The 26,412-nt window shown below is 35.9% G+C and carries 21 protein-coding genes; 14 read left to right on the top strand and 7 right to left on the bottom strand.

The window, feature by feature from the left end; all coding sequences use genetic code 11:
• Positions 1-5: 5 nt before the first annotated feature.
• Together GQR94_RS20300 and GQR94_RS20295 are read right to left on the bottom strand one after the other, a co-directional pair.
• Entirely contained in the window at positions 6-1,250 is a 1,245-nt protein-coding gene (locus GQR94_RS20300; protein WP_158978683.1) for a TolC family protein, read from the bottom strand.
• Between the two features lies 1 nt (position 1,251).
• Positions 1,252-1,866 (bottom strand): TetR/AcrR family transcriptional regulator, encoded by a 615-nt coding sequence (locus tag GQR94_RS20295; protein WP_158978681.1) that lies wholly within the window; start codon positions 1,864-1,866, stop codon positions 1,252-1,254.
• A 298-nt stretch (positions 1,867-2,164) separates the two neighbouring features.
• Between GQR94_RS20295 and GQR94_RS20290 the strand changes: the two genes are divergently transcribed.
• On the top strand, positions 2,165-2,542 hold the full coding sequence (locus GQR94_RS20290; RefSeq protein WP_158978679.1) for a DoxX family protein: 378 nt from the start codon (positions 2,165-2,167) through the stop codon (positions 2,540-2,542).
• Here GQR94_RS20290 and GQR94_RS20285 read toward each other — a convergent pair.
• Positions 2,539-2,889, bottom strand: a complete 351-nt coding sequence (locus GQR94_RS20285; RefSeq protein WP_158978677.1) for a DoxX family protein — start codon at positions 2,887-2,889, stop codon at positions 2,539-2,541. The genes GQR94_RS20290 and GQR94_RS20285 overlap by 4 nt on opposite strands.
• A 305-nt stretch (positions 2,890-3,194) precedes the next feature.
• Here GQR94_RS20285 and GQR94_RS20280 point away from each other — a divergent pair, with 305 nt between their 5' ends.
• On the top strand, positions 3,195-4,346 hold the full coding sequence (locus tag GQR94_RS20280) for an esterase-like activity of phytase family protein (protein ID WP_158978675.1): 1,152 nt from the start codon (positions 3,195-3,197) through the stop codon (positions 4,344-4,346).
• A 110-nt stretch (positions 4,347-4,456) separates the two neighbouring features.
• Here the strand turns inward: GQR94_RS20280 and GQR94_RS20275 are convergent, their stop codons facing one another.
• Positions 4,457-5,299, bottom strand: a complete 843-nt coding sequence (locus tag GQR94_RS20275; RefSeq protein ID WP_158978673.1) for a helix-turn-helix domain-containing protein — start codon at positions 5,297-5,299, stop codon at positions 4,457-4,459.
• A 225-nt stretch (positions 5,300-5,524) separates the two neighbouring features.
• On the opposite strand from GQR94_RS20275, the gene hxlB reads away from it, so the two are divergent.
• Together hxlB and hxlA are read left to right on the top strand one after the other, a co-directional pair.
• The gene (gene hxlB / locus GQR94_RS20270) at positions 5,525-6,109 is read left to right on the top strand and encodes a 6-phospho-3-hexuloisomerase (protein WP_158978671.1); all 585 of its coding nucleotides are present in this window, start codon (positions 5,525-5,527) and stop codon (positions 6,107-6,109) included.
• Between the two features lie 47 nt (positions 6,110-6,156).
• Positions 6,157-6,786 carry a 3-hexulose-6-phosphate synthase gene (hxlA, locus tag GQR94_RS20265; protein WP_158978669.1) on the top strand — a complete coding sequence of 210 codons (630 nt, stop codon included), beginning with the start codon at positions 6,157-6,159 and terminating at the stop codon, positions 6,784-6,786.
• A gap of 72 nt (positions 6,787-6,858) precedes the next feature.
• On the opposite strand, the gene GQR94_RS20260 is transcribed toward hxlA, so the two are convergent.
• Positions 6,859-7,719, bottom strand: coding sequence for an RNA polymerase sigma factor RpoD/SigA (locus GQR94_RS20260; RefSeq protein WP_158978667.1), 861 nt, complete (start codon positions 7,717-7,719; stop codon positions 6,859-6,861).
• A gap of 340 nt (positions 7,720-8,059) precedes the next feature.
• On the bottom strand, positions 8,060-9,436 hold the full coding sequence (locus GQR94_RS20255; RefSeq protein WP_158978665.1) for a right-handed parallel beta-helix repeat-containing protein: 1,377 nt from the start codon (positions 9,434-9,436) through the stop codon (positions 8,060-8,062).
• Positions 9,437-9,744: 308 nt separating this feature from the next.
• On the opposite strand from GQR94_RS20255, the gene GQR94_RS20250 reads away from it, so the two are divergent.
• The 6 genes from GQR94_RS20250 (at position 9,745) to GQR94_RS20225 (ending at position 16,748) form a co-directional block, all read left to right on the top strand.
• Entirely contained in the window at positions 9,745-12,654 is a 2,910-nt protein-coding gene (locus GQR94_RS20250) for a DEAD/DEAH box helicase (RefSeq protein ID WP_158978663.1), read from the top strand.
• 80 nt (positions 12,655-12,734) lie between these two features.
• Positions 12,735-13,166: an Rrf2 family transcriptional regulator gene (locus GQR94_RS20245; RefSeq protein WP_158978661.1), complete on the top strand. Its 432-nt coding sequence runs from the start codon at positions 12,735-12,737 to the stop codon at positions 13,164-13,166.
• Between the two features lie 41 nt (positions 13,167-13,207).
• Positions 13,208-13,654, top strand: coding sequence for a hypothetical protein (locus GQR94_RS20240; RefSeq protein ID WP_158978659.1), 447 nt, complete (start codon positions 13,208-13,210; stop codon positions 13,652-13,654).
• A gap of 61 nt (positions 13,655-13,715) precedes the next feature.
• The gene (locus GQR94_RS20235) at positions 13,716-14,054 is read left to right on the top strand and encodes a cupin domain-containing protein (protein ID WP_158978657.1); all 339 of its coding nucleotides are present in this window, start codon (positions 13,716-13,718) and stop codon (positions 14,052-14,054) included.
• 20 nt (positions 14,055-14,074) lie between these two features.
• Complete coding sequence (locus tag GQR94_RS20230; protein ID WP_158978655.1) at positions 14,075-16,294, top strand: nitric-oxide reductase large subunit; 2,220 nt, start codon at positions 14,075-14,077, stop codon at positions 16,292-16,294.
• Between the two features lie 55 nt (positions 16,295-16,349).
• Positions 16,350-16,748: a group III truncated hemoglobin gene (locus GQR94_RS20225; protein ID WP_158978653.1), complete on the top strand. Its 399-nt coding sequence runs from the start codon at positions 16,350-16,352 to the stop codon at positions 16,746-16,748.
• Positions 16,749-16,851: 103 nt separating this feature from the next.
• Here GQR94_RS20225 and GQR94_RS20220 read toward each other — a convergent pair whose 3' ends face one another.
• Positions 16,852-18,159 carry a hypothetical protein gene (locus GQR94_RS20220; RefSeq protein WP_158978651.1) on the bottom strand — a complete coding sequence of 436 codons (1,308 nt, stop codon included), beginning with the start codon at positions 18,157-18,159 and terminating at the stop codon, positions 16,852-16,854.
• 419 nt (positions 18,160-18,578) lie between these two features.
• Between GQR94_RS20220 and GQR94_RS20215 the strand changes: the two genes are divergently transcribed.
• The 4 genes from GQR94_RS20215 (at position 18,579) to GQR94_RS20200 (ending at position 26,351) form a co-directional block, all read left to right on the top strand.
• Positions 18,579-19,394 (top strand): transglutaminase family protein, encoded by an 816-nt coding sequence (locus GQR94_RS20215; RefSeq protein ID WP_158978649.1) that lies wholly within the window; start codon positions 18,579-18,581, stop codon positions 19,392-19,394.
• Positions 19,395-19,564: 170 nt separating this feature from the next.
• On the top strand, positions 19,565-22,921 hold the full coding sequence (locus tag GQR94_RS20210; RefSeq protein WP_158978647.1) for a DUF2126 domain-containing protein: 3,357 nt from the start codon (positions 19,565-19,567) through the stop codon (positions 22,919-22,921).
• Positions 22,921-25,479 carry a circularly permuted type 2 ATP-grasp protein gene (locus GQR94_RS20205; protein ID WP_158978645.1) on the top strand — a complete coding sequence of 853 codons (2,559 nt, stop codon included), beginning with the start codon at positions 22,921-22,923 and terminating at the stop codon, positions 25,477-25,479. The genes GQR94_RS20210 and GQR94_RS20205 overlap by 1 nt, the downstream gene beginning before the upstream one ends.
• Positions 25,476-26,351, top strand: a complete 876-nt coding sequence (locus GQR94_RS20200) for a transglutaminase family protein (protein ID WP_158978644.1) — start codon at positions 25,476-25,478, stop codon at positions 26,349-26,351. Before GQR94_RS20205 ends, GQR94_RS20200 begins: the two co-directional genes overlap by 4 nt.
• The last annotated feature ends 61 nt before the right edge of the window (positions 26,352-26,412 follow it).

Below are 26,412 nucleotides of genomic sequence, written 5' to 3'. Positions count from 1 at the left end.
AATATTTAAAGTCCCTTGATAACATTATAATTTACTTTAGCGAGTTGCAACTGAATTTTGTGCCGTACCCTCGTATTTTCATCTTCATATAAATTGGTGAGCTCTGTGAGGTACGCAGACGCTGTTATTACGCCATTTTTTAGTTGAGAACTTGCCGTTAGTAAGACGTCTTTTCTTAAGTCTATTATGGCATCATCTGCCGTGATAATCGCCTTCATCTTATCAATTTCTTGCTGCTGTTTGTTCAGTTCAATATGAGTATTTAGCTTAAAAATTTCGACTTCAGTATCTACGAGGTCTTTGTTAATGGCTAATGATTCACGTTGTTTTTTGTTCGCATTCCAATCAAATACATTCCAATGTAATTTTATCCCAGCAGTGTAAAAAGCCTGAAAAGAATTATCTAGCATGTTTAACCCTGGGTTGCCATATCCACCAGTAGCAAAACCATGTAATTTAGGCGCATTTTGTTTTCCTATAAAGCGTTCTGAATGCGCTATTTCTTCTTTTTTATATTGAAACAATTCTAATTCCGGTCGTGTTAATTCTGGCTGTATTTTAATTTCAATCAGCGGGTTTTGAAATTGGATAGCCCCACTCAGTGGTTTTTTTATTAAACTCCCAAGTGTTTCTATCAAGCTATTTTTACTGCTTTCTAGTTCTTGATATTGTTGTTCTATTTTTAGTAATTCTGCTTCCAGTACTTTATCGGAAGAGGGCATAAGCATACCATAGGTAACCCCTGCACGTACTTCATCAAGTTTTGCCTGTAGCTGTTCTTGTTTTAATTTTACTAATAGTTTAGATTCTTGTGCTAATAAAATAGAAAAGTACAGTTGATTAATTTGTTGTCTTAGTTGATATAAGCTGACTTCTATTTGTTTTTGATTTGTTTTTAATTGCGCAGATTTAAGCGCTAATGAAGCGCCGGTTGCACCACCATTATAGAGCAATTGATTTACCGAAAATGTAGCGCGGTATTGGTCTTTATTCAACGGATCAATACTCGATATTGGAATTTCGATCACATCAGATTGATAAGTGGCTTGGGCATCTAAACTCAATTGTGGCAATTTTGCATTAGAGACTACAGCAACCTCTAAGGTATTTTGAGCTTCTAACAATTGGACTTGTTTCGCTAAAGGGTAGTTTTGTGTGACTAGCTCATAACACTCTTTTAAGGAGATGCTTTGTTGTGCGCTACCAGAGAATGCGGTTATGCTTATCAGAATACATAGGAAACGTTTCATATTAAGTGTTCTTTATTGCATTGATAATGAAATTTGCGGCTTCTGTTTTTCTATCTTCCATTAATTTCTGGTACGCTTGATTATCGAGATCAGTAAATGCCATGATTAAAGGTTGTGCTACAAAAGGAAAAATATTAAGCGCTAAAATATTAATGAATAATTGTTCTGCGCGTATAGGTTTTATAACCCCTTGTTGCACTTCTTCAGCAACTTTCTTTTTAAATTTCGTGATGTCAGGAAACCCCTTATTGTTTTTAAATTTTAATATAAATTCAGGATTCCTGTTTAACTCCTGAATGATAAAGTTGGGCAAATACGGATGCTGACTAATAAAAGAGATGTAATTTGACGTAAAGTTTTTTATCTTTTCTTCAATAGAAGAATCATCATTTAGAATAGCATTTAATTGCGGCGCTAATAATAAAAATACATTCTTAAAAACGGCTTCAAATAACAGTTGCTTACTTCTAAAATAATAATGAAGCATCGCTTTATTTATACCCGCTTTATCTGCTATTTCTTGCATTCGCGCGCCATCCATTCCTTTGGCTTGAAATACACTTTTTGCAGCAGCAAGTATTTGTTCCTCCGTGTTTTCGTCTTTTGATTTTTTCATAATAAACTATATGGTTTAACCATATGGTTAACAAAGGTACAAAATATTTGATTCCGGTAGGTAATCAATCTGTAAAACTTTAATATTCAATGGGTAAAGCGTTTGAAAAGGCGAATTAGAGTAGTGTTTATTCTAAAAACTCTTTAGCCTTTATCAGGGTTGGGTCCTTAATAAAACTAGGAATAGGGTAGCATATATAAGCAATTTGCTTTTGTGTTATTTAAAGTGCTAATTGGGCAAACATTAGTTTATTATTTGTTGTAGCTTTATGAAAATTGCCAACAACTAAAAATAACAAATGGAAGTAATGGAATATGTGAGTATAGGGCTAAAGATAATAGTGGGATTAAGTATTCTAAATGTGTGGTTGCTTCAACCTAAGAAAGCTACAAAGTGGCGCGGTGGTAATGCCACAACTATCAAAGAAGAGTTTAAAGTGTATGGCTTATCCGAAACTTTCTGCTACGTAATTGGGTTTTTAAAAGTTAGTTTAGCGCTGATGCTATTAGCTTCCATAAAATTTGAAGGATTAACTTTAATTAGCAGTTTGGGCTTAGCAACACTTTTGTTAGGTTCTATTATCATGCACTTAAAAGTAAAAGACGAATTGTTTAAATCTTTTCCAGCCTTTTTGTTTATTGCTATGAATTTAGTGATTGCCTCTTTGGCCTATTAGAAATACGTATAGAAAGTTTTAAAGGCTATATATAAGTTGAGGCCTGCAAAAATAAAAGCAGGAGAAGATTTAATGAAATTATCTCTAATTTTTAGTCGCACTATAAACCCTGCAAGCATTAATAAAAATAATCCTGTGGAAGCGCATACAACTACACCTGCATTAAAATAAAGTCCGAATAACAATCCTGCTGCTCCCAGCAGTTGAAGGTAACCGGTAGCGCGCCGATACTTCGCTAAATTATAGCGTACAAACTCCGAAATTATAAAGTCGGAATAAAAACAACTCATTCCGAAATACACGAAGGCTAAGCTTGAAAACCAAATTAAGAGGGTTAAGAGATCCAATTTTTTTAGTAAAGTTACTCATTATCCTCTACATAGCGATAGAACTACTCCTATAGAAAAGCGGAGTGTGGTTTGTATTGCACCTTTTGGCATGTCTTAAACTTTAGTTTTAAATGCCCTTTTTTAATTGAATTAGCGCAACCATTTTATATAATTATAATCTTCATTTTTAAAAAAAGGCTCTGAATGAAATAAAGTGATCGTAAACTAGTACATTAGTGCCCCAAAACTTACTGATTACATACTGGTAATACAAGATAAAGCAACATTAATTGCTTGTCTGATAAACGAATGAAATGAATAGAATGATGATTAAACTATGTGCATTTGCAGTCCTCTTGGCTGTAGGTTCTTGCGGATCTGTTGAAGGACAAGAAAAAAACGAGAATCAAAATCAAGAAACCAATCCGCTTTCAGAAGAACATCAGACAATTACGCAATTGCGTTTTATTGATGAATATATCATTCCAGATGGGATGGTATTCCAGAATACAATAGTTGGGGGGATATCAGGTATAGATTATGCCAACAACACCTGGTATATGATTAGTGATGATAGAATAACGCCCCACTTTTATACGGCAGATATTGCGTTGAGTTCAGAAGGGATTACCGCTATAAACTTCACCGGAATTACCAATTTTAAAGATGCTAATGGTGCAAATTTAGAGGAAAGTATCACGGATCCAGAGGCGATTCGTTATGGGAATGAAAATGTCGTTTGGACCAGTGAAGGAAATATTGACAAGGGAATAGCTCCTTTTTTGCGTACGGCATCTTTAGACGGAACTTTTGTTAGCGAAGCTACATTGCCAGAACGATACATGCCCAATGCAGCTAGTAGTTTTGGACCACGACAAAATGGAGTATTTGAAGGTCTTTGTGTAAGCTATGATCGTAAAGGGTATTGGGTTTCTATGGAGCTCCCATTAAAGCAAGATAGCGAAATGCCCACTTTAGAGGATACAGATGCTAAAATACGAATAGCCTATATCAACAAAGCTACAAATGCCTTTGAAAAAGAAATCGTCTATGATCTTGATCCTGTAGCGCGCCCAGCACTATTGGGAACTACGTTTGAAGTTAATGGCGTCGCAGAATTATTTGCTTATGCAGAACACAAGTTTTTAGTACTAGAGCGCTCATATTCAACGGGGTATCTTGATGGTGGGAATACGATAAAAATTTATGACGTAGATGCTACGAATGCTACTGACGTGAGCGGATTAGATAGCCTAAAAGGAGCGGAGTATACGGAAGTAAGCAAAACACTGTTGCTTGATTTTGATACCATCCGAAGTGAGCTTACGAGTGGTATTATTGATAATATAGAGGGAATTACTTTTGGTCCCCTTTTAGAAAACGGAAATAGGTCTTTAGTTCTTGTGGCCGATAACAATTTTAGTTTTTTTGGTCCACAATTAAACCAATTTATTTTATTAGAAATAGAACAGTAATCTTTACTTTTAATAATCCAAAAACACCTCTTTAATTTTTAATTAAAGAGGTGTTTCTTTTCCTGTTATGCGCTAGTAAAGATGCAGAAATTACTTCAAAAAAATAGGAACTAACTATATAAGGTGTTGTCATGTGAAATGACATGCTCCTTTACATTATTTTGGAATTCCTGTGGCGTTTGTGCAGCGTGTTGTTTGAAAAAACGGCTGAAGTAGGAATGATCCTTAAAATCTAAATTATAGGCTATTTCTTTAATTGTATTCTCGCTGTGTATGATTTGACGTTTTGCCTCCAGTATTACTCGGTCATGTATTAATTGAACCCCAGTTTTGTTTAGTTTTTCTTTTAATATCTGATTGAGCCGTTTTGCGCTTATGCCCAATTGTTCCGCATAAAAATTAGCGGTACGCTCCTCTTTGTAATTATTCTCAAGCAATAGCATAAATTCATACACACGCTTTTCATTAATATCCTGTAGTGTAAAATGCTGTTCTTTTAAATGAATCAACTTTAATAAAAACACTTTTAATAGGGCTTTTATCATAATCAAATTCACCGTGGGTTTGTCATAATCTTCTTTTAAAAGCTGAAGTACAGATACCAAGCTTTTAGAGGTTTCTTCGTTGACTTGTAAACAAGAAAATTCTCCTTGGATATTGAACATACGGAAAACATCTAATAAGAACTCTTTTAAATCTCCTTCCAATAATTCTTGCTTAAAAGAAATTAATACGCCATTTTTTCCCGCCTTGTTTAATTGATGTACACGGTAAGGTGGAATCAAATAAATCCAATCTCCTTTTAGGGTTTGAAAATCGTGTTGCGGAACATGAAGTGCATCCTCATTGCGCAACCAAACAATCTCAAAAAAATCTCTTCGTGCAGGGTCATTTAAATAGGCTGGAGGGCAATTCCCTAAATCTCGAATATATAAAACTTTATCACTAAGCATACTAGTTTTTTTATGGCACTACATTGGGGTTTGTAAGTTGCCTATTACCCCTTAAAAAATGACAGTTTCCAAAATGTACCACAAAAATAGTGAATAACACCACCCTTTTTTAGGATAAGGGCAAATTGTACCAGACATCTGTCAAATTGTATAACTCTTTAGTTCAGGAGCGTCCCTAATTTTGCCTTCGATATGGAGAAGCAATAGCATAAAGGAAGATTAACGATGGAAAACATACTTAAAAATAAGGAAACCCAAGTAGTAGAAAATGCCATGAATACGATTATTAATGAGCATATAAAACTAATACATACTCTTAAGTATGAAGAAATAGCAGCATTGATCCCTGTGATAAACAATGCAGATCGGCTATTTGTTATGGGAGCAGGGAGAACGGGCCTTATGATGAAAGCTGCGGCCATGCGCTTAATGCATCTAGGCTATAAGGTTCATGTGGTAGGAGAAACTACTGCGCCCGCAATAATGAAAGGAGATTTACTTATTGCAGGTTCTGGTTCTGGAACCACTAGCGGGATTGTTAGGGCGGCAGAAACTGCTAAAAAAGTAGGTGCAGCTGTCCTTTGTTTTACTACCAATACGGAATCGCCTTTAGCACAAGTGGCAAACCAAACGGTAACGATACCTGCTGCACAAAAACAAGAACGGGTTGAAGCTGTATCTAAACAATACGCGGGAAGCCTTTTTGAGCAATCGTTGCTTTTAGTTTTCGATGCATTAATACAAAGCCTTTGGGAAATAGAAGGCACTTCGGCTTCCGAATTATGGAAGCGTCACGCAAATATGGAATAATTAAGAAGTACTCAAATATAAATTAAGAATAGTTTAAATATACAATTATGGCAAAATTACAAGTAGCAATAGATTTATTAAGCATAGACGACGCTATCGCATTAGCAACAAAAGTAGCTCCGTACATAGACATTATAGAATTAGGTACTCCGCTTATTAAAAGTGAAGGTTTAGCAGGAATAAGAAAGATGAAAGATGCTTTTCCTGATAAATTAGTTTTGGCAGATTTTAAAACGGCCGATGCAGGGGAATTAGAAGCAAATATGGCTTTTGGCGCCGGAGCAGATTATATTACAGTTTTAGGAGCAACAGGAGATTCTACCATTGTTGGAGCGGTAAAAGCAGCTAAGGAACATGGTAAAGGGGTTGTTGTAGATACCATCGGGGTAAAGGATAGAGTAAAACGTGCACAAGAAGCTATTGCTTTAGGCGCGGAGTTTGTAGAATTACATGCAGGTTTAGATGAGCAGGCAGAAGAGGGATATTCTATTCAAGTATTGATAGACGAAGCTGCAAGAGCCGGCGTTGCCGTATCTATTGCTGGGGGTGTTAATTTAAAGAGTATAACGGCAGTTAAAAATTCAGGTGTTCTTGTTGCCGTAGCTGGCGCAGCCATCTATGGTGCAGAAGATCCTGCAAAAGCCGCTAAAGAATTACAGGCATTAGCAATGGCTTAAGGCTGAAAAATTTGATATAAAAAAAATCCGACCTTCTCAGGTCGGATTTTCAAGTATTAAGTTGAGAATATTTTACAAGTATGCTTTCAATACCTCTTTTTGAGATTTTCTACGCAATACTCTAATGGCTTTTTCTCTAATTTGTCGTACACGCTCTCTGCTAATATCAAAAATTTCACCAATTTCTGTTAAACTCATAGGCGCTTTTTCTCCTATTCCATAGTACAAACGGATGATGTCACTTTCTCTACTTGGTAATGTACTTAATAAATCACCGATATCCGAAGTAAGCGATTCTTGCATTAAGTTCGTATCTGGACTATTGGCTTCTTTTGATTGTACCACATTGTACAAGTTAGAAGACTCTCCTTCTGCGAAAGGCGCATCCATAGACAAGTGTTTGCCTGTGTTTTTCATGGCAAGCTTTACTTGTGACGTGCTCATGTCTAATTCTCTAGCTATTTCAATAGCATTTGGCGGGCGTTGTAGGCTCTGTTCTAAATAAGAAAACACCTTATTTATTTTACCAATCTCTCCAATTTTATTTAAAGGCAGACGGACCATACGTGATAATTCAGATATCGCTTGTAAAATAGATTGTCTTATCCACCATACAGCATACGAAATAAATTTAAAGCCTCGGGTTTCATCAAAACGTTTGGCTGCTTTTACTAGTCCAACATTTCCTTCATTAATCAAATCAGAAAGTCGTAAACCACTTCCTTGATATTGCTTTGCCACTGAAACTACAAAACGCAAATTAGCATTTACTAAGGTGTTAAGTGCAACTTGATCTCCTTCACGAATTTTTATGGCCAGTTCTACTTCCTCATTAGCGGTAATCATGTCTAATTTTGATATTTCTTGGAAATACTTTTCTAATGATTTTGTGTCTCTGTTTGTAATTTGCTTAGTGATCTTTAGTTGCCTCATATATATGTTTTAGTTATTATTTCTTTCCTTATTATACACTTTTTTCTACGTTATTCCTAATAAAAAGGCATATTTTATCAAAAAAAGGCTCAAAATGGCTATTTTTTGACGAAAAAGGGTGTTTTTTCGTCATTTCAAGGAAAATAGGAGTGTAGTAAAAAACGTTTTTGCCCTATTTTCTATTCGTTTACCTGTATAAGCGGACGGTGCAAACAGGCGCCAAGCGTTGTATTCTTTAAAGGATAGTAGTGGCATTTCTTTTCTAAAAACAGGTATACAAAAAATGCCTTTCTGAAGAATATTTCAGAAAGGCATTTTTTATTTCGTATCGACCCTAAGCCTACCACCCATCTAAAACACATTGCATAGTATACGGTTCTGTTTCTGATAACGGAAGGTCTTGCAGTTCATCCTCTAAATAATTTCCACTAGCTGTACCCGTAGCTTCTTTAAAACGATAGGACCAGCAATACCTAAGATTCGTATGTTCTTGAGAATAGGTTACTAAATTATCTTCTAAGATTAAATTGTCAAAATCTGAGAATGCTGCAAAGTAGCCATAGAATTTATTTCTACGCACATCGGCATCAGCACTTTTATACATATACATGCCACAATTGTTCATGACATTATCATGTACATAAGTAGCACGGCTATGGCCTTTGTCGCCACCGCTAGAGTATTGTATGTATCCTAACCTACCATTTACAGAACCACTAAGCATGGTAATGGTATTTCTTGCAATAATATTGTGGGTTTTATGCCAAGACACAAGTGGACCATCTATATACTCATTGCCTTCTCCTTGTTCTAAAACATTGTCTAAAATGTATACATTTTTACCACTAGTATTCACAATATCTCCACCCGTATTATGATGAAAATAATTGTTCTGGATCAGGATATCTTCATCTACACGCCCAGCACCTTCTATATCTATTCCAAATTGCGGACTCGTACCATTCATATGGTGTATTTCATTATCAGTGATGGTAATGCGGGTGCCGCCCACTACAGAAATTCCCTGTCTGCGGTTGTTGTAAATGGTGTTGTTGGTAAAAGTAACATCCGTAGCTTCTAAGACAAGTGAACCATCACCAGTGGTATTTCTAATAATCATATGGTCAATAAGGACAACGTTACTATCGTTCCAAACACAAATTCCATGGCCTTCATCATGTGCTACCTTATTATCACTCTCGCGAGGCGTAAATACATGGGTGTCTCTATCGCCTTGGATAATACCGTCTCTAACAATAATATTATCGCCATCTAAACTAAGTACGCAGTAGTTCCATTTATCATTGGTGTCTATTTCTAGAATAGCCCCTTCACCAAACACAAACTCCGTATTCTCGTGTATTTCTATTCCCCCTTGGTAAATGTCATTTTTCTCTTCGCCTACCAAATAAGTGCCTTCCGGAAGCGTAACGGTAGCAAAACCTTCCGCATGTGCCCAATCTATAGCTGCCTGTAAATTGGTGGTGGTCGTTGCCGCATCGGTGCCATCATTAGGAATATTCCATTGTGCTATATCTATAGTATAGGCTTCGGTGCTGGTCATTGCAGGAAGGACAGAGCTAAAGGTAAGCTCGGGCAAACCACCCTCATCTAAATTTTCTGTAGTTACTGTTTCCAGTACGTTGAGCTCGTCTTGCTTGCACGACAAAAAAGTTAATAACACAACTAAGAAAAGTGAATAGTGGGTATTTTTCATATTATTTTTTTAGAAATAATTTAAAATGTAAACGGACATGCTACCCTTAATTTTTAGGCATAGCTCACCCATTAGATAGTAAACAGAATTTTTTATGAATTAGTATAGCACTACCGCACTAGTGTCTTGTTGCGTAGTGGTAAATACTTTTTTTTGAATGTTACTCGCAATACGAAAGAGGAAAGCAAAGCGCCATACGACAATCTTTTTTCTTGATACTGCGGGAAACCGCAGTGGGGTGGATCTTAAAATTCACTATATTTATTTTTCCCTCCTAGAATATAATATTTAATTTAAAACAAAGTATAATGTCTTTTTTTATAAAAAATAAAGATCAATTTAAATTAGAGGTTGATCAAGATGAAATTGGTTTTAGAAAATGTCAATTAGGAGCTATTTGGGCTGTTAAAAGTCACTATACTAAGAGTAATGCACCAGCTTTAATTAGTATGCCAACAGGTTCTGGTAAAACAGCTTTGATGATAGCAATATGTTTTGAATTGAAGATTAAAAAAGTATTAATAATTACTCCATCGGTTGTTATTAGAAAACAAATTTTTGATGTTTTTAGTGGAATGGAAATACTAAAGACCTTGGGTGTTTACAAGAATGAAGTTAAGCCTAATGTAAATAATCATATAGGATATTTAAAAAATGAAAATGATTGGATAGAAGCAACAAAATTATATGATGTGGTTGTTTCAACTCCACACAGTTGTTCTTCTGAAATGAAAGAAAACATAGCTCCTCCAAAAGATCTATTTGATTTAATAATTATTGATGAAGCACATCATACACCTGCAAAAATTTATAGGAGTGTGTTTAAAGATTATTCAGATTCGAAAATTATTTTGTTAACTGCAACTCCTTTTAGAAGAGACCGAAAAAGAATTCCTGGAGATTTAATTTATCATTATCCTATGGCTAAGGCTATAAAGGATGAAATATATAGACCTGTTACCTTTAAAAATGTAGACACTAAAAATGGAGAAAGTCAAGAAAAAGATTCACTTTTGGCAGATGCTGCGATAGAAAATTTGAGGAAAGAACAAGAAAAAAATCCAAATGCTCAATTATTAATCAAAACTAAAAAAATTGATTCCGCTGAAGAATTAAAAATATTATATGAAGCTAAAGGAATATCGGTTGGTTTAATTCATAGTGGGAATACTACAAAACAAAATGAAGATTGTTTGATTAAATGTAAAAAAGGTGAGTTAGAAAGTTTAATTGCTGTAGGTATGATTGGAGAAGGTTTAGATATACCGACATTGAAAATAAGTGTACTACATGATATTCCAAGAACACTACCTACAACAATTCAATTTATTGGTAGAATTTCCAGAATACATAAAGAACAAATTGGAAATGCAATTTTAATTGCAGATAAAAACTATGTAAAAGGTGAAGTTAAGAAGTTATACTATTTTGATAAGTCTTGGGATTTACTAATTCCTGAATTAGTAGATAAAATTGTCACGAATTCACCTTTGTTCCCTGATTTAGAATCAAGTGAATTAAATCCATTAGGTTTATCTCCTGATGATTTGAAACCATTCTTTAGTACCAAGATCTATAAAACTAAAGTTGGCTTTGAGTTTATAAAAGGATTTCATAAAAAAATGCCTTCAGGAATTGAATTAGTATTTACACATCAAGATGATGTTAATTCCCCTTTAATATTAATTACAAAGCATAAGAAAACATTGCCTTGGGGAAAAGATTTAGCCTTGTTTCAAGATAATTATGATTTGCATATTTTATATTTAATTGATGATTTTTTATTTGAAAGTACGACTTCTGATTTGGTCTTAAATTATATGAAATCTAAACTATTTGACACAAAAAAATATGAAATTATCCCAGCATCATATATAAGAAATGGATTAAGTGATAATACCATTGGGCAGTACTTTATGGTTGGAATGTCAAATATTTATGGAAGTGGAGCATCAAATCCATCATATAAAATGTTAATGGGTCTTGAAGTGGAGTCTGCAGTTAAACATTCTGATGGTTCTGTATTTTCTTTTGGTCATGCATTATCAAGAATAGACGAAAATGAAACTAGAGGTATAGCCGTAAATAATGGTCGAATATGGGCAATTAAAAGGAAAAACCTTAGAGAATTTTCGTTTTGGTGTCAACATATTCATTCCCTAATTAAATTAGGAAATAATGAATCAAAAATTCCTAGGATGTCAAATTTAGCAGATTTCAAAACTGTTGAAATATTCGAAGATAATCCAGTTTCTGTTCTATTTGATAATGTTATATTTCAAATTGCTATTGTGAAAATTATAAAAGGGGATAAAGATTATGAAGGTTTTACTCCTGAAATACTTTTTGAGAAATTATCAGAAGAAAAGAAAAAAATTGAATGCGCACTTTTTGTTAAAAAAGATGAGCTAGCGAAAATCCACTTTAACTTTGATGATGAAAAAAAATGGGTAGTTACATCAGATAAAGATATCCATATTATAATGGATATTCCTTTTAAAGATCCAATTAATATTAGTTTTGAAGACTTTATTAATGATTATCCGCCGTTAATAATATTTCAGAATGCAAAGACATTAAAAGGCTCTACCTTATTTGCGCCAAAAATTAAAGAACAAAAATTTGATATTGATTTATTCAAAAATATTGAGAATGGATGGGATGATACTGATGTAACAAAGGAAGCAAAGCCACCAAAAAGAGGAAAAAAATATAATGTTCAACAAAAGACTATTAAAGTGATTACTGATAATCCCGATTACTCTGATAATGATATTGTAGTAATTGATGATGGAGCTGGAGAAATGGCTGATATAATATGGTTTTCTGAAAAGAAAAAAACAATTCACTTTTTTCATTGCAAATTTTCATATACAGATAATCCTGGAGCCGATATGCGAAATATAACTGAATTATTCCAGCAGGCTATGAGAAATTGTATATGGATAAGGTCCAGTTTTATAATTAAACAGTTATTATATAGAGTAACAAATACTCAAAATTCAACAATTTTAGATAATAAGTTAGATGAGTTGAACGATTTGCATAATGATTTTATTCCTACAGATTGGGATTATAAAGTTTATCTTGTTCAACCAGGTCTTTCAAAATCAGCTGTTTTTAATGATAAAATGACAAATGTCGAAAAACTTCTTTTAATTTTACATGACAGACTTAGTAGTTCGGGGTGTAATCTCTCAATTTGGGCATCAGAATAAGAAAATTTTTAATTTTCTTATAAAGGATATTTTTATCCTCTATAAAAATTATATATCTTTGGCATCTAAATAGGGGAGTTATGTTTTCAAAATCGTGTGAGTATGGACTTAGGGCAGTACTTTTTATCGCACAACAGAGCGATAAAGATATTAAGGTGAGTATGACCACTATTTCTGAAGAAATAAACTCTCCACAGGCATTTACCGCAAAAATATTACAGAAGCTTACGAAAACACAGATTGTACATTCCTTAAAAGGACCCTATGGAGGATTTAGTATTTTACCAGAAAAGATGGATACAAAACTAAGTGAAATTGTCACCATACTAGATGGGGACAGTATCTATAAAGGCTGTGCCTTGGGCTTAAAACAATGTGATGCCAATTCGCCTTGTCCACTTCATTTTAAATTCGTTGAAATCCGTGATAATTTGCAGGATATGCTAGAAACCACCTCGATTAAATCGGTTGTGAATGATCTAAGTTTAGAAAGCATCATACTCAAACGCTAAAATTTAATTTAATAGAAGATAAAAAGGTCTTTTAATCCGTTATGAAAAAACAGAAGTATAGTATTGCCATCACATTTATCTGGGTAGGGTTTATAGGCGCCATCAGCTTTATGGAGGCATGGTTAAAATTTAGGGCTCCAGGCATAGATACTGCATTGGGTTTAGGCATTGGGCAATTGGTCTTTAGTGCGTTGAATAAAGTAGAAATTACCAGTGCCATAGTTATTCTGGTATTAAGTGTAGCCTCCAAAGAAAAAAATTCATTGCGCCTACAGGGATTGTTTTATACAGCAGTAGCCATTTTGGTATTACAAAGTGTGTGGTTATTGCCCGCTTTAGATGAGAGAGCCAATTTAATACGGGAAGGCGTAGTGCTAGGAAAAAGCAAGTTGCATCTGTGGTACGTGCTCGTAGAAATCATAAAGATAACTTGTCTTATTTTATTTGGATTTAGGAGCTTTAAACATTTAAATACAAACAAGCAATAGGAATACGTAAGTTCCTCTAATTAAGAACATTAAAATTAAAACAACAACAAATATATATACTATGAAAACAGCATCAATAACAGCGAATCTTAACTATTTGGAAGACCGACCAGCAGTGAGTGTTTTATTAAAAACAAACAGCACAAAAGAGGTGCGAATCCTCATGAAAAAAGGACAACAGATGAAAGAGCATAAAGCTCCTTTTCCAATAGTAGTAGAACTCTTTGAAGGCCTTATAGATTTTGGCGTAGCTGGAGAAAAACAGCAATTAAAAAGAGGAGATTTAATTGCCTTGGAGGCTAGTGTTCCCCATGATTTATTTTGTATTGAAGACGCGATTATCCGTTTGACCATTTCTACGGCAGATAGTGTAGACCGTGTAAAAAATGTAGCCAACTAGGAATTGAAAAAGAAACAACCATGAAAAAAGTTTGGATTGCATTTTCTAGCGTTGTTATACTCTCGTTTATAGCCTTAATATGGGTAGGAACAGAAGTATATCAAACACAACCACCAATTCCGGAAACCGTTACGATTAAAGAAACGGGAGAGACGGTTTTTACAAAGGCCGATATACAAATAGGTCAGAATGTATGGGAATCTATAGGAGGGATGGAAGTAGGGTCCATTTGGGGTCATGGGAGTTATGTGGCTCCCGATTGGTCTGCCGATTGGATTCATAAGGAAGCCGTATTTATGTTAGCGGCATGGGCTAAAAAAGACTTTAATTCTACCTACGAAAACCTAGATGTTGAAAATAAGGCAGCGCTAAAAGCGCGGTTAATTAAAGATATTAAAACCAATAGCTACAACCCAGAGACCGGAGCTATAACTATTTCTGCCGCACGTTATGCTGCAATTAGGAGCAATACTGCTCATTACACCCGTATTTTTTCTGAAGGTTATGAGCAATATGCCATTCCAGAAGGGGCACTTACAGATCAAGTAAAACTAGCACAGTTAAATGCTTTTTTGTTCTGGACCTCTTGGGCAGCGAGTACCAATAGGCCTAATGAGAATTATACCTACACCTCTAACTGGCCGCATGAACCTTTAATAGGGAATACCATTACGCCAGAATCTCAAATTTGGTCCGGATTTTCTATTGTACTCCTGTTATTATTTATTGGCGCCTTGAGTTATTATTACATCCGCAACCATGAAAAAGGAGATGCGGTAATTCACCCTAAGCAAGACCCTTTAGATACCTTGGTGTTAACCAGATCACAGAAGGCGGTATTAAAATACTTTATTGTAATCTCTTTATTGATAGCGCTACAGGTTGTTTTAGGAGCACTAACGGTGCATTATACGGTAGAAGGGCAAGCCTTCTTTGGATTTGATTTGTCTAGTTTCTTACCCTATTCCATTACCAGAACATGGCACACCCAATTGGCGGTATTTTGGATTGCGGCTACATGGCTTGCTACTGGTTTGTTTCTAGCACCGATGATTAGCGGTAAAGAAATGAAGTTTCAAGTATTCGGGATCAATTTTTTATTTATCGCCTTAATTATAATTGTATTAGGATCGATGTTAGGGGAGTGGTTAGGCGTACATCAGTTTTTAGATTTAACCACCAATTTCTTTTTTGGCCATCAAGGCTATGAGTATATGGATTTAGGTAGGTTTTGGCAAATATTCTTGGGCATAGGTTTAGTATTGTGGGTGTTGATGGTAGGTAGACACGTAGTTTTTGCAATTAAGAGGAATGATGATTCTAAGCACTTGCTAATCATTCTACTCATTTCTGTAATAGCTATAGGGATGTTCTTTTTCTCTGGATTAATGTATGGCGAAAACAGTAGTTTGCCGGTAATTAATTATTGGCGCTGGTGGTTGGTACACCTTTGGGTAGAAGGTTTCTTTGAAGTATTTGCGACGGTAATAATTGCTTTTATCTTCTTACGGATGAAAATTCTATCCGCAAAAACAGCAGGAAAAGCGTCCATTGCTTCGGCGACGATTTTTCTAGCAGGTGGAATCATAGGAACCTTACATCATTTATATTATTCGGGCACACCTGTGCAAGCCATTGCATTAGGAGCTACGTTTAGTGCACTAGAAGTAGTACCGCTAACGCTCATGGGTTTCGAAATTCGTGAAAACTGGAACCTTTTAAAATCCAATGAATGGATGCAAAAATACAAATGGCCAGTATTCTTTTTTATTGCGGTAGCCTTTTGGAATATGGTAGGCGCAGGGGTGTTCGGGTTCTTAATTAATCCGCCTATTGCACTCTATTACATTCAGGGTTTAAATACTACCGCAGTACATGCGCATACCGCTTTATTTGGGGTGTATGGTTTACTGGGAATGGGCTTTATCATCATCTGTTTGCGTTTCTATTCAGACCGGGTGTGGAATTCTGTAAAATTGAAAAGAGCCTTTTGGTTCTTGAATATTGGATTAGTAGCCATGGTGGTCTTAAGTTTATTACCCATAGGAATTATACAAGCGTATACGTCTATTACTAAAGGATATTCTTTTGCTAGAGATGCAGAATTACTATATTCACCAACCGTACAAACCTTAAAATGGATGCGTATGATTGGCGATATCATATTCTCTATAGGAATATTTTATTTCTGTTGGTTTACCATTCAAGGAAGTGTGTATTGTATCAAAAAGAAAAATTAATTAAAAATCAACACAGCCTAATATTTAGTCTGTGTTGCATTTTATAACATGTAAGATGAAAGACATAGAAAACAGAGCAGAGATTACTTTATTGGTACATACTTTTTATGCTGAAGTTAGAAAAAACGATTTGTTAGGACCAATCTTTAATGAACATATCGCAGCAGCGCAATGGCCGGCACATTTAGAAAAACTAACCGATTTTTGGGAAACTGCATTATTAGGAAATGTCTGTTTTAAAGGCAACCCTAGCGAAGCACATTTAAAAGTAGATGCCCATATGAAACATAGCATTGAACAAACCCATTTTGATACTTGGTTGCAATTGTGGGCAGCAACCGTAGATACTTTATATGTGGGTACCGTAGCAGAACGCGCTAAAGAAGGCTCTAGAAGAATGGCTATTGGTCAGTTTCAACATATTTCTAAGAACAGACCAACCTGCATGCGATAATAGGGTGCTAAAATATAATACGCTATTATTTAGAAGGGTATAAGAACGTAAATTTAAAAAGATAGGTCTAGCCGCTACAGGAGCATGCTAGACCTTATTTTATTTACGGATTAAAAGAAGGGAGTTCTACGACGTAAGATTCAACAGACTTGCCATCTTCAGAACCGCTCCAGTCAGAACCAAAAAGGACTCTGGTTCCTGTAGGGCTGATTACAGCATGCGGTTCTCCCCAATAATCAAATTGGTCTTCATCGGCTCTGTGGTGTCCAATTCTGTACACCTCAACATTCCCAGGTTCAACACGTGCAATCACTAATTCTTGATCTAATAATGCTTGTCCGTCTTCATCAAAACCAATCATTGAAGCAGCAATCCACCCCGGGTTTTTATGAGCAACTGCAGAAATATGGGTTCCTGTTTTTGGATAAGCATACCCTTGAGCTTCAGAAATCACAGGAAGACACTCCCCCGTGTTTAAATCGAAAGCAATAATATTCCCTTGACAACCACCATTAGGTCCGCCATCAAAACTTACCGAATAATCAGTATCCGTTCCATCGGTCATTTGCCCTAAACAAGAATGCTCTGGTTTGCTTTTATTAAGTCTAGCCACAAAATTACCATTGGCATCATAAGAAGACACATTATGGTAAAATAAGGTGCCACTAGGTGCAGGCATAACGGCTGCATAGTTTACATCATCAAGATTAAAGGGGGTTAGGTTCTGAGTAGAGAAACGATACGAATAGGTGGTGCTATTATCACATCTAAAGCCTATCACATCAGAATCCCAAGACATCATTTGCACATCACTGCCCATACTAATACTACCATCACAACCTGTGACGTCTTTTAAATTGACTAAAATCTCTTTCGTTGAAGATGAAATACTGTATTTAATAAAATCATCCGTACTCGCATCTAAATAATACAGGACATCTGCATCATTGAAATCCCAGAATAGTTGCTCTAAATCATCCGGGCGCAGGTCATCAAGATTCCGAATGAATTCATAGGTCATGCCATCTAGCAATTGATGTACACCGTTTGTTTGGTCGTACAGAATCATTCTAGTTTCATCGGCATTCCAAGCTTGGATGGTACTGTACATAGGTTTTATAACCCCACCGTCTCCAGCATTTGATATTCTACGAATGGTTGTTCCGAAAGAAGGATCTACGATAGTTTTTAAATATTCGGGTCTGGCAATATCTTGCATAGGGTGTGGTTCAAGATCATTGGCAATCAATGTGGTAGCAACAGGGTTTTCTTCATTAGGCTCTTCTTCATCAATAGGGGTTATTGACTCTTCGGTTTCACTAGGAACAACAACCTTGGCATCATCACTAGTACAGCTATATAAAGCGAAAACTAGGTATAGAATGCCTACGTAAGATTTTAAATTTTTCATAAGATTCATGTAATGGGGTTTAAGGATGTACGTAAATAGTGACCCTATAGTTGTTTTTGTTTCCTTTTTTTGTTTAATATATGCGGTGTAAAGTCTTAGCAGTGTTTAACTTATGTGTTATTACAACTGATGGCTACAGTGCAATTAGAAAGGGGAATGGGTGCTTTTCCCGATATCTTCGCGTTCCTATTTTTGTAAGATGCTTATAAATTGTCACCCTAAAATCAAAAGATTATCCGCAGGTTTTTTATCTAATTAGGAAATTAATAGTACTAAAAGTTACGATTCATAAATAATACCTAATCAACTAAAATAGAACTCTTTTACTACCTAAATAATACTTAAATTGGTTGGGCATTGGAAAATACCCTGTAGCTAAAAACAAACCTATTTTCACGTATTTTATAAAACACTTCCCTATGGTATTGCGAATTAGTTTTTTTTTATTGTTTGAGTTAGAAGTACCTACGCCGTTTATATTAATGCTGCGCCCACGAAGTAATGCAGCACAATGGGTAGAACGCGAAGAATACAAAATTTCGCCCATGATACCCGTGGTTGAACATACAGATATTGCGGGTAACCTTTGTCAGCGACTGATTGCTCCTTCGGGAAATTTCTCCATTAGTACCAAGGCAGAGGTACAAGTTCCAGATGTAGTTGCTGTTCATTTTGGGGCTCCATTTGTAGAGATTCAAAATTTACCAGATTCAATCTTACGTTATTTATTACCGAGTAGGTATTGTGAATCAGATCGTTTTAATGATTTGGCTGTATCTATTACAGCAAATGAATTACCAGGATATAACCAAGTTGCTGCTATTGAATCTTGGTTGCGTAATACAATCAGCTATATTCCAGGGAGCAGTAATTTCCCTATTTCAGCGGTAGACGTTAACTATCGACAATCTGGGGTTTGTAGAGACTTAGCCCATTTAGGCATTGCCTTATGCCGCAGTATAAGCATTCCTGCTCGTATTGTTGTGGGATATTTACATAATTTAAAACCGATGGATATGCATGCCTGGTTTGAAGTGTATGTAGGTGGATGCTGGTATACGTTTGATGCCACACAATCGGACAAAAAAGGAGGTTATGTTGCTTTAGGCTATGGTACCGATGCAGCAGATGTTGCCGTTTTTAACCAATTTGGTCCAGGTGTTGTTCCTTTAAAACAGGTGGTAACTGTTGAGAAAGTAGCGGAAGAACAGGAAAATTTCTACACCAAATTTTAGTACCTACAGCTAGAAATAAAAAACAAATGAATGATAGTATATTTCATAAAAAATCGCTTTCTTATGTTTTTGTTGTAGGTCCGCCTAAGCATTACGAATACGAGTCTAAATAAATAACATCTAATAGTTAATTTTGCTCTTAGATAATTTTCACATTAATTTCTTAGTCGATGTCAATACAAGTAGCCATAAGGCATTACACAGAATACAAATATGATAAGCATATTAAATTATCGCCACAGGTAATTAGGCTACGTCCTGCACCACATTCTCGTACCCCGATTAAAGGATATAGTTTAAATATCAATCCTAAAAATCACTTTATCAACTGGCAGCAAGATCCTTTTGGAAACTATATGGCTAGAATTGTTTTTCCAGATAAAGTAGATCATTTTTCGGTAGATGTAGAGGTTATTGCAGATCTAGTGGTGATTAATCCTTTCGATTTTTTTATTGAAGAATATGCCTCAAAACCAGGTTTTACCTATGAAGAAGGCTTATTACAACAATTATCGCCTTACTTAGAGATAAAAGAAAAAGATGCCTTGATGCTCAATTTGGTTAAGGAAGCAAAAGCGCTTTTAACCGATGATATGAATATGGTTGATTCTTTAGTCGCCTTAAATCAGTTGATATATAATCAATTATCCTATAACATCCGCTTGGAAGCAGGAGTACAATCCTGTGAAGAAACCTTGCAGTTAAAATCAGGCTCTTGTCGTGATTTTACTTGGGTATTGGTACAATTGTTACGTCATTTAGGATTGGCATCACGTTTTGCATCAGGGTATTTGGTGCAATTAAAACCGGATGTTAAATCGCTTACAGGACCCTCTGGAGCCGAGGAAGATTTTACAGATTTACACGCTTGGGCAGAAGTTTATGTTCCAGGAGCTGGTTGGATAGGTTTAGATGCTACCTCAGGCTTGTTTGCTGGGGAAGGACATATTCCTTTGGCGTGTACTCCTAATCCAGATAGTGCCGCCCCAATTTCAGGGCTTGCAGAAGCAGCAAAAACCGAATTTCATTTTGAAAATACCGTAACGCGTATTGTAGAAAAACCCCGAGTGACTAAACCTTATTCCGATGAACAGTGGAATGATATTGTGACCTTAGGAGAACAAGTTGATGCGGTATTGTTAGCGAAAGATGTGCGGCTAACCATGGGAGGAGAACCCACGTTTGTTGCTACAGATAATCAAGATGCACCAGAGTGGAATTCTGCAGCAGATGGCGCACAAAAGCGTAAATTATCAAATGAACTTTTTCATAAACTAAAAGATGAATTTGGTACGGGAGCTTTAATGCTGTACGGACAAGGAAAATGGTATCCTGGAGAGCCTTTGCCTCGTTGGAAATTAGGATGTTATTGGCGTAAAGATGGCTTGCCAATTTGGAATAATGATACGCTTTTAGCAGACCTATCTCACGATTATAAATTTACGGTAGATGATGCGGATACGTTTATGAACGCTTTAGCAAAATCCTTACAACTAAACCAAGAATGTATACACCCTGCGTATGAAGATCCCTTTTATTTTGCATGGGAAGAAAGTAATATACCTATAGATGTAGATCCTTTAAAACTCGATTTAGAAGCTCCATTAGAACGTCAGCGTTTATCAGAATTGTTGCAACACGGTATGAATAAACCTATCGGTTATTCTATACCAATTGCATGGAATTTTGAAAATAGTACGTGGGAAACTTGTGCATGGAAATTCCGTAGAAAAAACCTATTTCTAGTTCCTGGGAACTCTCCTTTAGGCTTACGATTGCCGTTGAAATCTATTCAAGCATTTGATCACGAAGAAGTGAAAGTGAAGCCAGAGCCTAGTTTATTTGAAGCAGCAGAGGCATTACCCAGCATAAAAGAAAATACAGCAAAGAGCGAAGGGCGTCAGCAAATAGCAGATAGTGAGTCCATTTTTATTACCAGTTTATCAGTAGAAATAAGAGCAGGAAAACTCTTTATATTTTTACCACCGCTGACACATTTTGAACATTACCTTCAATTGGTAAATCATATTGAGGTAGTAGCTGAGAAGTTACAAATGCCTATTCTTATTGAAGGGTATGATCCTCCTTCAGATAATCGCATCCAGAAATTTCAAATCACACCCGATCCAGGCGTTATTGAAGTAAATATTCACCCCGCAAGTAGTTGGAAAGAAATTCTGAATAATTATGATATTCTTTATAAAAAAGCTGCGGAAACTCAATTAACTACAGAAAAGTTTAATCTAGACGGGAAACATACCGGAACCGGTGGTGGGAACCATGTAACGCTAGGAGGAGTAACCCCAGCAGACAGTCCGTTACTTCGCAGACCAGATGTATTGCGTAGTTTTATTACCTATTGGCAACATCATCCTTCATTATCGTATTTGTTTTCTACACAGTTTATTGGTCCTACAAGTCAGGCACCACGAGTAGATGAAGGGCGTGATGAAATGTTATACGAGCTAGAATTGGCCTTTCAGCAAATACCAGAAGACCTAAAAGAAAACGAAGTACCATTTTGGTTGGTAGATCGCATCTTCAGAAATTTATTGGTAGATATTACGGGGAATACCCATAGAGCAGAATTTTGTATTGATAAATTGTATTCTCCAGATTCTTCAACAGGACGCTTGGGAATTTTAGAATTTAGAGGATTTGATATGCCACCACATTATCAAATGTGTATGGTACAATTTTTATTGATACGCTCCTTAATGGCTTGGTTTTGGGAAAAACCTTATGAACATAAATTAGTACGTTGGGGAACAGCACTCCATGACCGGTTTTTATTGCCCCATTATTGTTCTAATGATTTAGGCGATGTGATGAAAGACTTACAAAATGCAGGATATAAAATGAATTTGGATTGGTTTGATCCATTTTTTGCCTTCCGTTTTCCATTTTTAGGAGAATTACAAGTAGATAATATCCATATAGAATTAACCATGGCGATTGAACCTTGGCATGTACTAGGAGAAGAAATGTCTAGCACAGGAACAGCACGTTTTGTAGATTCTTCATTAGAAAGAATTCAGGTAAAAGTAAGCGGATTGACAGATTCTCGTTACATACTCATTTGTAATGGATGCCGTATTCCACTAAAGAACACAGGAGTTCAGGGCGAATATGTGGCAGGAATACGCTACCGTGCATGGCAGCCGCCTTCTGCATTACATCCAACGCTAGGGGCGGATACTCCTTTAGTAATTGATTTGTATGATACCTGGTCTAAAAAATCTGTGGCGGCTTGCAAATACCATGTGGCACATCCAGGAGGGCGCAATTATGAAACCTTTCCTGTGAATAGTTATGAGGCAGAATCGCGACGTATTTCTAGATTTTTTGATTTTGGACATACCGTTAATTTGGTAGAACCTACCGTAGCAACACAACAGTCTGCAGGACGCTATATTACACCAATACAAATTACAACGCAGTATGATATTAGTGGCGAAGTAGTAAATCCTGATTATCCATATACTATGGATTTGAGACAATATAAAGCGAAAAAGAAAATTCAATAATGGACAACCAGCTTTATAAAGAAGATATGATTTCTTCTTTATTACAAAAAAAAGTCGAAAGTAATTCTCCCTATTTTGACGAAATAACATCGCCTGACGGTTCAGTGCATCCACATTGGGAAAAGATATTGGATACCTTTAATACGCTTGGGAAAGAGGAGATGGATGAGCGCCAGCTTCAACTAAAGCGGCAATTGAAAGAAAATGGGGTTACCTATAATATTTATGGTGATCCGGATGGGATGAACAGGCCTTGGATGCTTGATTCTGTGCCCATGATTTTTGGAGAGCAAGATTGGAACGTTATAGAATCAGGGCTGAAACAGCGTACTGTTTTATTAAATCATATTTTAAAAGATATCTATGGCAAACGTACACTTATTCGCTCTGGCCATATCCCTTTTGAACTGATCTATAATCACAAAGGATTTTTACGGCAGGTTGATAAATTAAAAATTCCGGGAGAGCAACAATTGATACAGTATTCTGCCGATTTAGCACGTGGGCCGAATGGTAAAATGTGGGTTTTACATGACCGTACAGATGCGCCTTCGGGAGCAGGATATACCTTTGAAAATAGGGTCGCCATGACCCGAGTTTTTCCTGAAATGATTCGAGAAAATCAGATTAGAAAAATCAATACGTACTACGAAACTTTAAAGAGAACCATAACAAATCTCGCATGGCAAAATAAGGAAGAGCCAAGAGTAGTTTTTCTTTCGCCAGGTTCAGAAAACGAGGCTTATTTTGAGCATGCTTACCTTTCTTCATTGATGGGTTTTACCTTGGTAAGTGGTGCAGATCTTACAGTAAGTGATGGGTATGTTTGGCTAAAAACAATAAAAGGACTTAAAAAAGTAGATGTTATCGTACGTCGAGTTGATGATGTTTTCTGCGATCCTTTAGAGTTTAAAATGAACTCGCAATTAGGGGTTGTAGGCCTTATGGAGGCAGTACGGCAGCAAAAGGTAATGCTTATAAATCCTTTAGGCAGTAGGATTCTTGAAAATCCAGGCTTAATGGCGTTTTTACCTAAGCTATGTAGACATATTTTAGGGGAAGAACTTATTCTACCTTCTGTCGCTACATGGTGGTGCGGACAAGCAGCTGCAAAACAATATGTATTTGATAATTTAGAAAAATTAATTATCAGAAAAATATATAGTGATGATACAAGTAGTGCTATGTACGGCTCATCATTAGATGAGGAACAGATAGCAACCCTGAAGAATGAAATTAATATGAGGCCTTATTTGTATGTAGGTCAAGAAAGGGTAAATTTTTCTACAACGCCATCATACATAGACGGTAAGTTAGCCTCTAGAAATGCGGTATTTAGAAGTTATGTAGTAGCAGATACTACAGACCATTCGTACCAAGTGATGCCGGGTGGATTAACCCGAAGTTCTGCAGATGAAGGAACGTTTATAGTTTCCAATCAAGCGGGAGGGATCAGTAAAGATACTTGGGTGCTTGGTAGTGATAAACATACTAAATCAGAAAGTGTACCAAATAAAATTCCGCAAACAGAAAATGTATTGCCGAGCAGTACCGCAGAAAAATTATTCTGGTTGGGCAGGTATGTAGAACGTTCTATTTTTCTAGTGCGTCTGGCACGCGTTATTATAAAGAAGTATTATGAAACTGAGGATAACTTAAATGTTGAAAAAGATGTGGTACTCTGCTCTTTATTAAAATCATTTTCTAATATCACCTTGTTATTGCCAGGTTTCGAAGATAAAGAAACATTAGTGAATCCTGAAAAAGAACTCATTTCTGTAATCACTGATGTAACAAAGGCAGGTTCCTTGAATCACTCCCTACAAGCATTTTTACGTAACGCCTATGCGGTACGTGACCGTTTAGGTCTTGATAGTTGGCGCATATTAGATCATATTTCAGAAGAAAGTAACAAGCTTAAAGAGAGCACTAGAATCAATGATATTAGTTATATTTTAGATGGTTTAATTATACGGCTTATGGCGTATCATGGCTTACGGGTAGATACGATGACAAGAGATGTTTCTTGGAATTTACAGTGCATAGGAAGTGATCTGGAATCTTCTTATATGACCTGTACTTTTCTAAAAAATATCCTATCTAAGGAACTGGACAGCGAAACAGAAAAATCGCTCTTAGAGTGCGTGTTAATTAATAACGAGAGTTTAATTACGTATCGTTATATGTATAGATCTACTATTGAATTCACCAATACATTAACATTGTTGTTGCTAAATGAATTGAATCCACGATCTGTAGTATACCAAATTACACAACTTGAAAAACGTGTAAATCGCATGCCAAAAACGTCTGAAGTACAGCTACAGCTTAGTTTAATACAGAAAAAACTTTTAGAGGCAACGACCTTGGTTCGTTTAAGCGAACCTAACCTATTAAAAAAAGGAAAGAAAAAATCAGGTTCTAGAAAAGACTTAATCCTTTTAATGGAAAAATTAGAACAGTTGCTTGGAGATGCTTCGAGTTTATTTATAAGTCAATATTTTAACCATACGGAAACTACATTTGGTTTTGTAAGCACTAAAATTCCAGAAATATGATTTACGAAGTGAAACACAAAACAGTATACGAATATCAATCTATGGTTTCGTTATGCCATAATATCGTATTTCAGGTTAGTGGTAATAATACTTTACAGGAAATCAATTCCTCTAAATGTACTATTGATCCTGAGCCAAATTTTATAATGGAACGAGAAGATTTTTTTGAAAATAAATACTTCTATTTTTCACTGCAAAAAGCCCACAAAAAGCTTGTTGTTGAAAGTACCAATGAAATTACAGTGCATCCACCAACGTGGTTGGCTATAAATCCTGCCGAAACACCTGCTTGGGAATCGGTAGTTAAATTGCTGCAGTCTATAGATACCTCTAATGATATCCGGCAATTTTATTTAGAATCGCCTCATGTTACCTTCTTATCAGCTATACGTGCGTATGCTTTAATGTCTTTTACTCCAAACAGACCAATAATGGAAGCGATGCATGAATTAAATACGCGTATTTATACCGACTTTACATTTACGCCCGGCTTCACGGAAATAAGTACTCCTCTAGAAGAAGTGTTTAAACATAAAAAAGGAGTATGTCAAGATTATGCACATTTTGGTTTGGCCTGTGTGCGTTCTATCGGCTTGTCTGCTAGGTATATAAGTGGGTATATTGAAACCATTCCTCCACCAGGAAAACCCAAGTTAGCAGGAGCAGATGCTTCTCATGCTTGGATGTCTTTATATATACCTGACATAGGTTGGGTAGAGTTTGATGCTACAAATAATCTTTTAGTATCAGACCAGCATATACGCGTGGCTAAAGGACGTGATTTTTCAGATGTTGTTCCCTTAAAAGGAATCGTGTATTCTGGAGGAGGTCAGCATATGGAGGTTACCGTAGATGTTACCCGCAAAAGTTAGCAATTAGATATAATGCAAAAACCCATAAAATAGAAGTACAGCATTGCTGCGCTTTTATTTT

It is taken from the genome of Cellulophaga sp. L1A9, from assembly GCF_009797025.1.
Lineage (GTDB): Bacteria > Bacteroidota > Bacteroidia > Flavobacteriales > Flavobacteriaceae > Cellulophaga.
The sequence above is the reverse complement of the archived record's forward strand: the minus strand, read 5'-3'. Positions and strand labels throughout refer to the sequence as shown.

What these genes read in the sequence shown, in the direction of transcription:
- GQR94_RS20205 (WP_158978645.1), top strand. Translation starts at nt 22,921, where the DNA reads ATGGACAACCAGCTTTATAAAGAAGATATGATTTCTTCTTTATTACAA.
- GQR94_RS20245 (WP_158978661.1), top strand. Translation starts at nt 12,735, where the DNA reads ATGTTTTCAAAATCGTGTGAGTATGGACTTAGGGCAGTACTTTTTATC.
- GQR94_RS20235 (WP_158978657.1), top strand. Translation starts at nt 13,716, where the DNA reads ATGAAAACAGCATCAATAACAGCGAATCTTAACTATTTGGAAGACCGA.
- hxlB (WP_158978671.1), top strand. Translation starts at nt 5,525, where the DNA reads ATGGAAAACATACTTAAAAATAAGGAAACCCAAGTAGTAGAAAATGCC.
- GQR94_RS20220 (WP_158978651.1), bottom strand. Translation starts at nt 18,159, where the DNA reads ATGAAAAATTTAAAATCTTACGTAGGCATTCTATACCTAGTTTTCGCT.
- GQR94_RS20260 (WP_158978667.1), bottom strand. Translation starts at nt 7,719, where the DNA reads ATGAGGCAACTAAAGATCACTAAGCAAATTACAAACAGAGACACAAAA.
- GQR94_RS20280 (WP_158978675.1), top strand. Translation starts at nt 3,195, where the DNA reads ATGATGATTAAACTATGTGCATTTGCAGTCCTCTTGGCTGTAGGTTCT.
- GQR94_RS20290 (WP_158978679.1), top strand. Translation starts at nt 2,165, where the DNA reads ATGGAAGTAATGGAATATGTGAGTATAGGGCTAAAGATAATAGTGGGA.
- GQR94_RS20275 (WP_158978673.1), bottom strand. Translation starts at nt 5,299, where the DNA reads ATGCTTAGTGATAAAGTTTTATATATTCGAGATTTAGGGAATTGCCCT.
- GQR94_RS20295 (WP_158978681.1), bottom strand. Translation starts at nt 1,866, where the DNA reads ATGAAAAAATCAAAAGACGAAAACACGGAGGAACAAATACTTGCTGCT.
- GQR94_RS20230 (WP_158978655.1), top strand. Translation starts at nt 14,075, where the DNA reads ATGAAAAAAGTTTGGATTGCATTTTCTAGCGTTGTTATACTCTCGTTT.
- GQR94_RS20210 (WP_158978647.1), top strand. Translation starts at nt 19,565, where the DNA reads ATGTCAATACAAGTAGCCATAAGGCATTACACAGAATACAAATATGAT.
- GQR94_RS20215 (WP_158978649.1), top strand. Translation starts at nt 18,579, where the DNA reads ATGGTATTGCGAATTAGTTTTTTTTTATTGTTTGAGTTAGAAGTACCT.
- GQR94_RS20225 (WP_158978653.1), top strand. Translation starts at nt 16,350, where the DNA reads ATGAAAGACATAGAAAACAGAGCAGAGATTACTTTATTGGTACATACT.
- GQR94_RS20240 (WP_158978659.1), top strand. Translation starts at nt 13,208, where the DNA reads ATGAAAAAACAGAAGTATAGTATTGCCATCACATTTATCTGGGTAGGG.
- GQR94_RS20250 (WP_158978663.1), top strand. Translation starts at nt 9,745, where the DNA reads ATGTCTTTTTTTATAAAAAATAAAGATCAATTTAAATTAGAGGTTGAT.
- GQR94_RS20200 (WP_158978644.1), top strand. Translation starts at nt 25,476, where the DNA reads ATGATTTACGAAGTGAAACACAAAACAGTATACGAATATCAATCTATG.
- hxlA (WP_158978669.1), top strand. Translation starts at nt 6,157, where the DNA reads ATGGCAAAATTACAAGTAGCAATAGATTTATTAAGCATAGACGACGCT.
- GQR94_RS20300 (WP_158978683.1), bottom strand. Translation starts at nt 1,250, where the DNA reads ATGAAACGTTTCCTATGTATTCTGATAAGCATAACCGCATTCTCTGGT.
- GQR94_RS20255 (WP_158978665.1), bottom strand. Translation starts at nt 9,436, where the DNA reads ATGAAAAATACCCACTATTCACTTTTCTTAGTTGTGTTATTAACTTTT.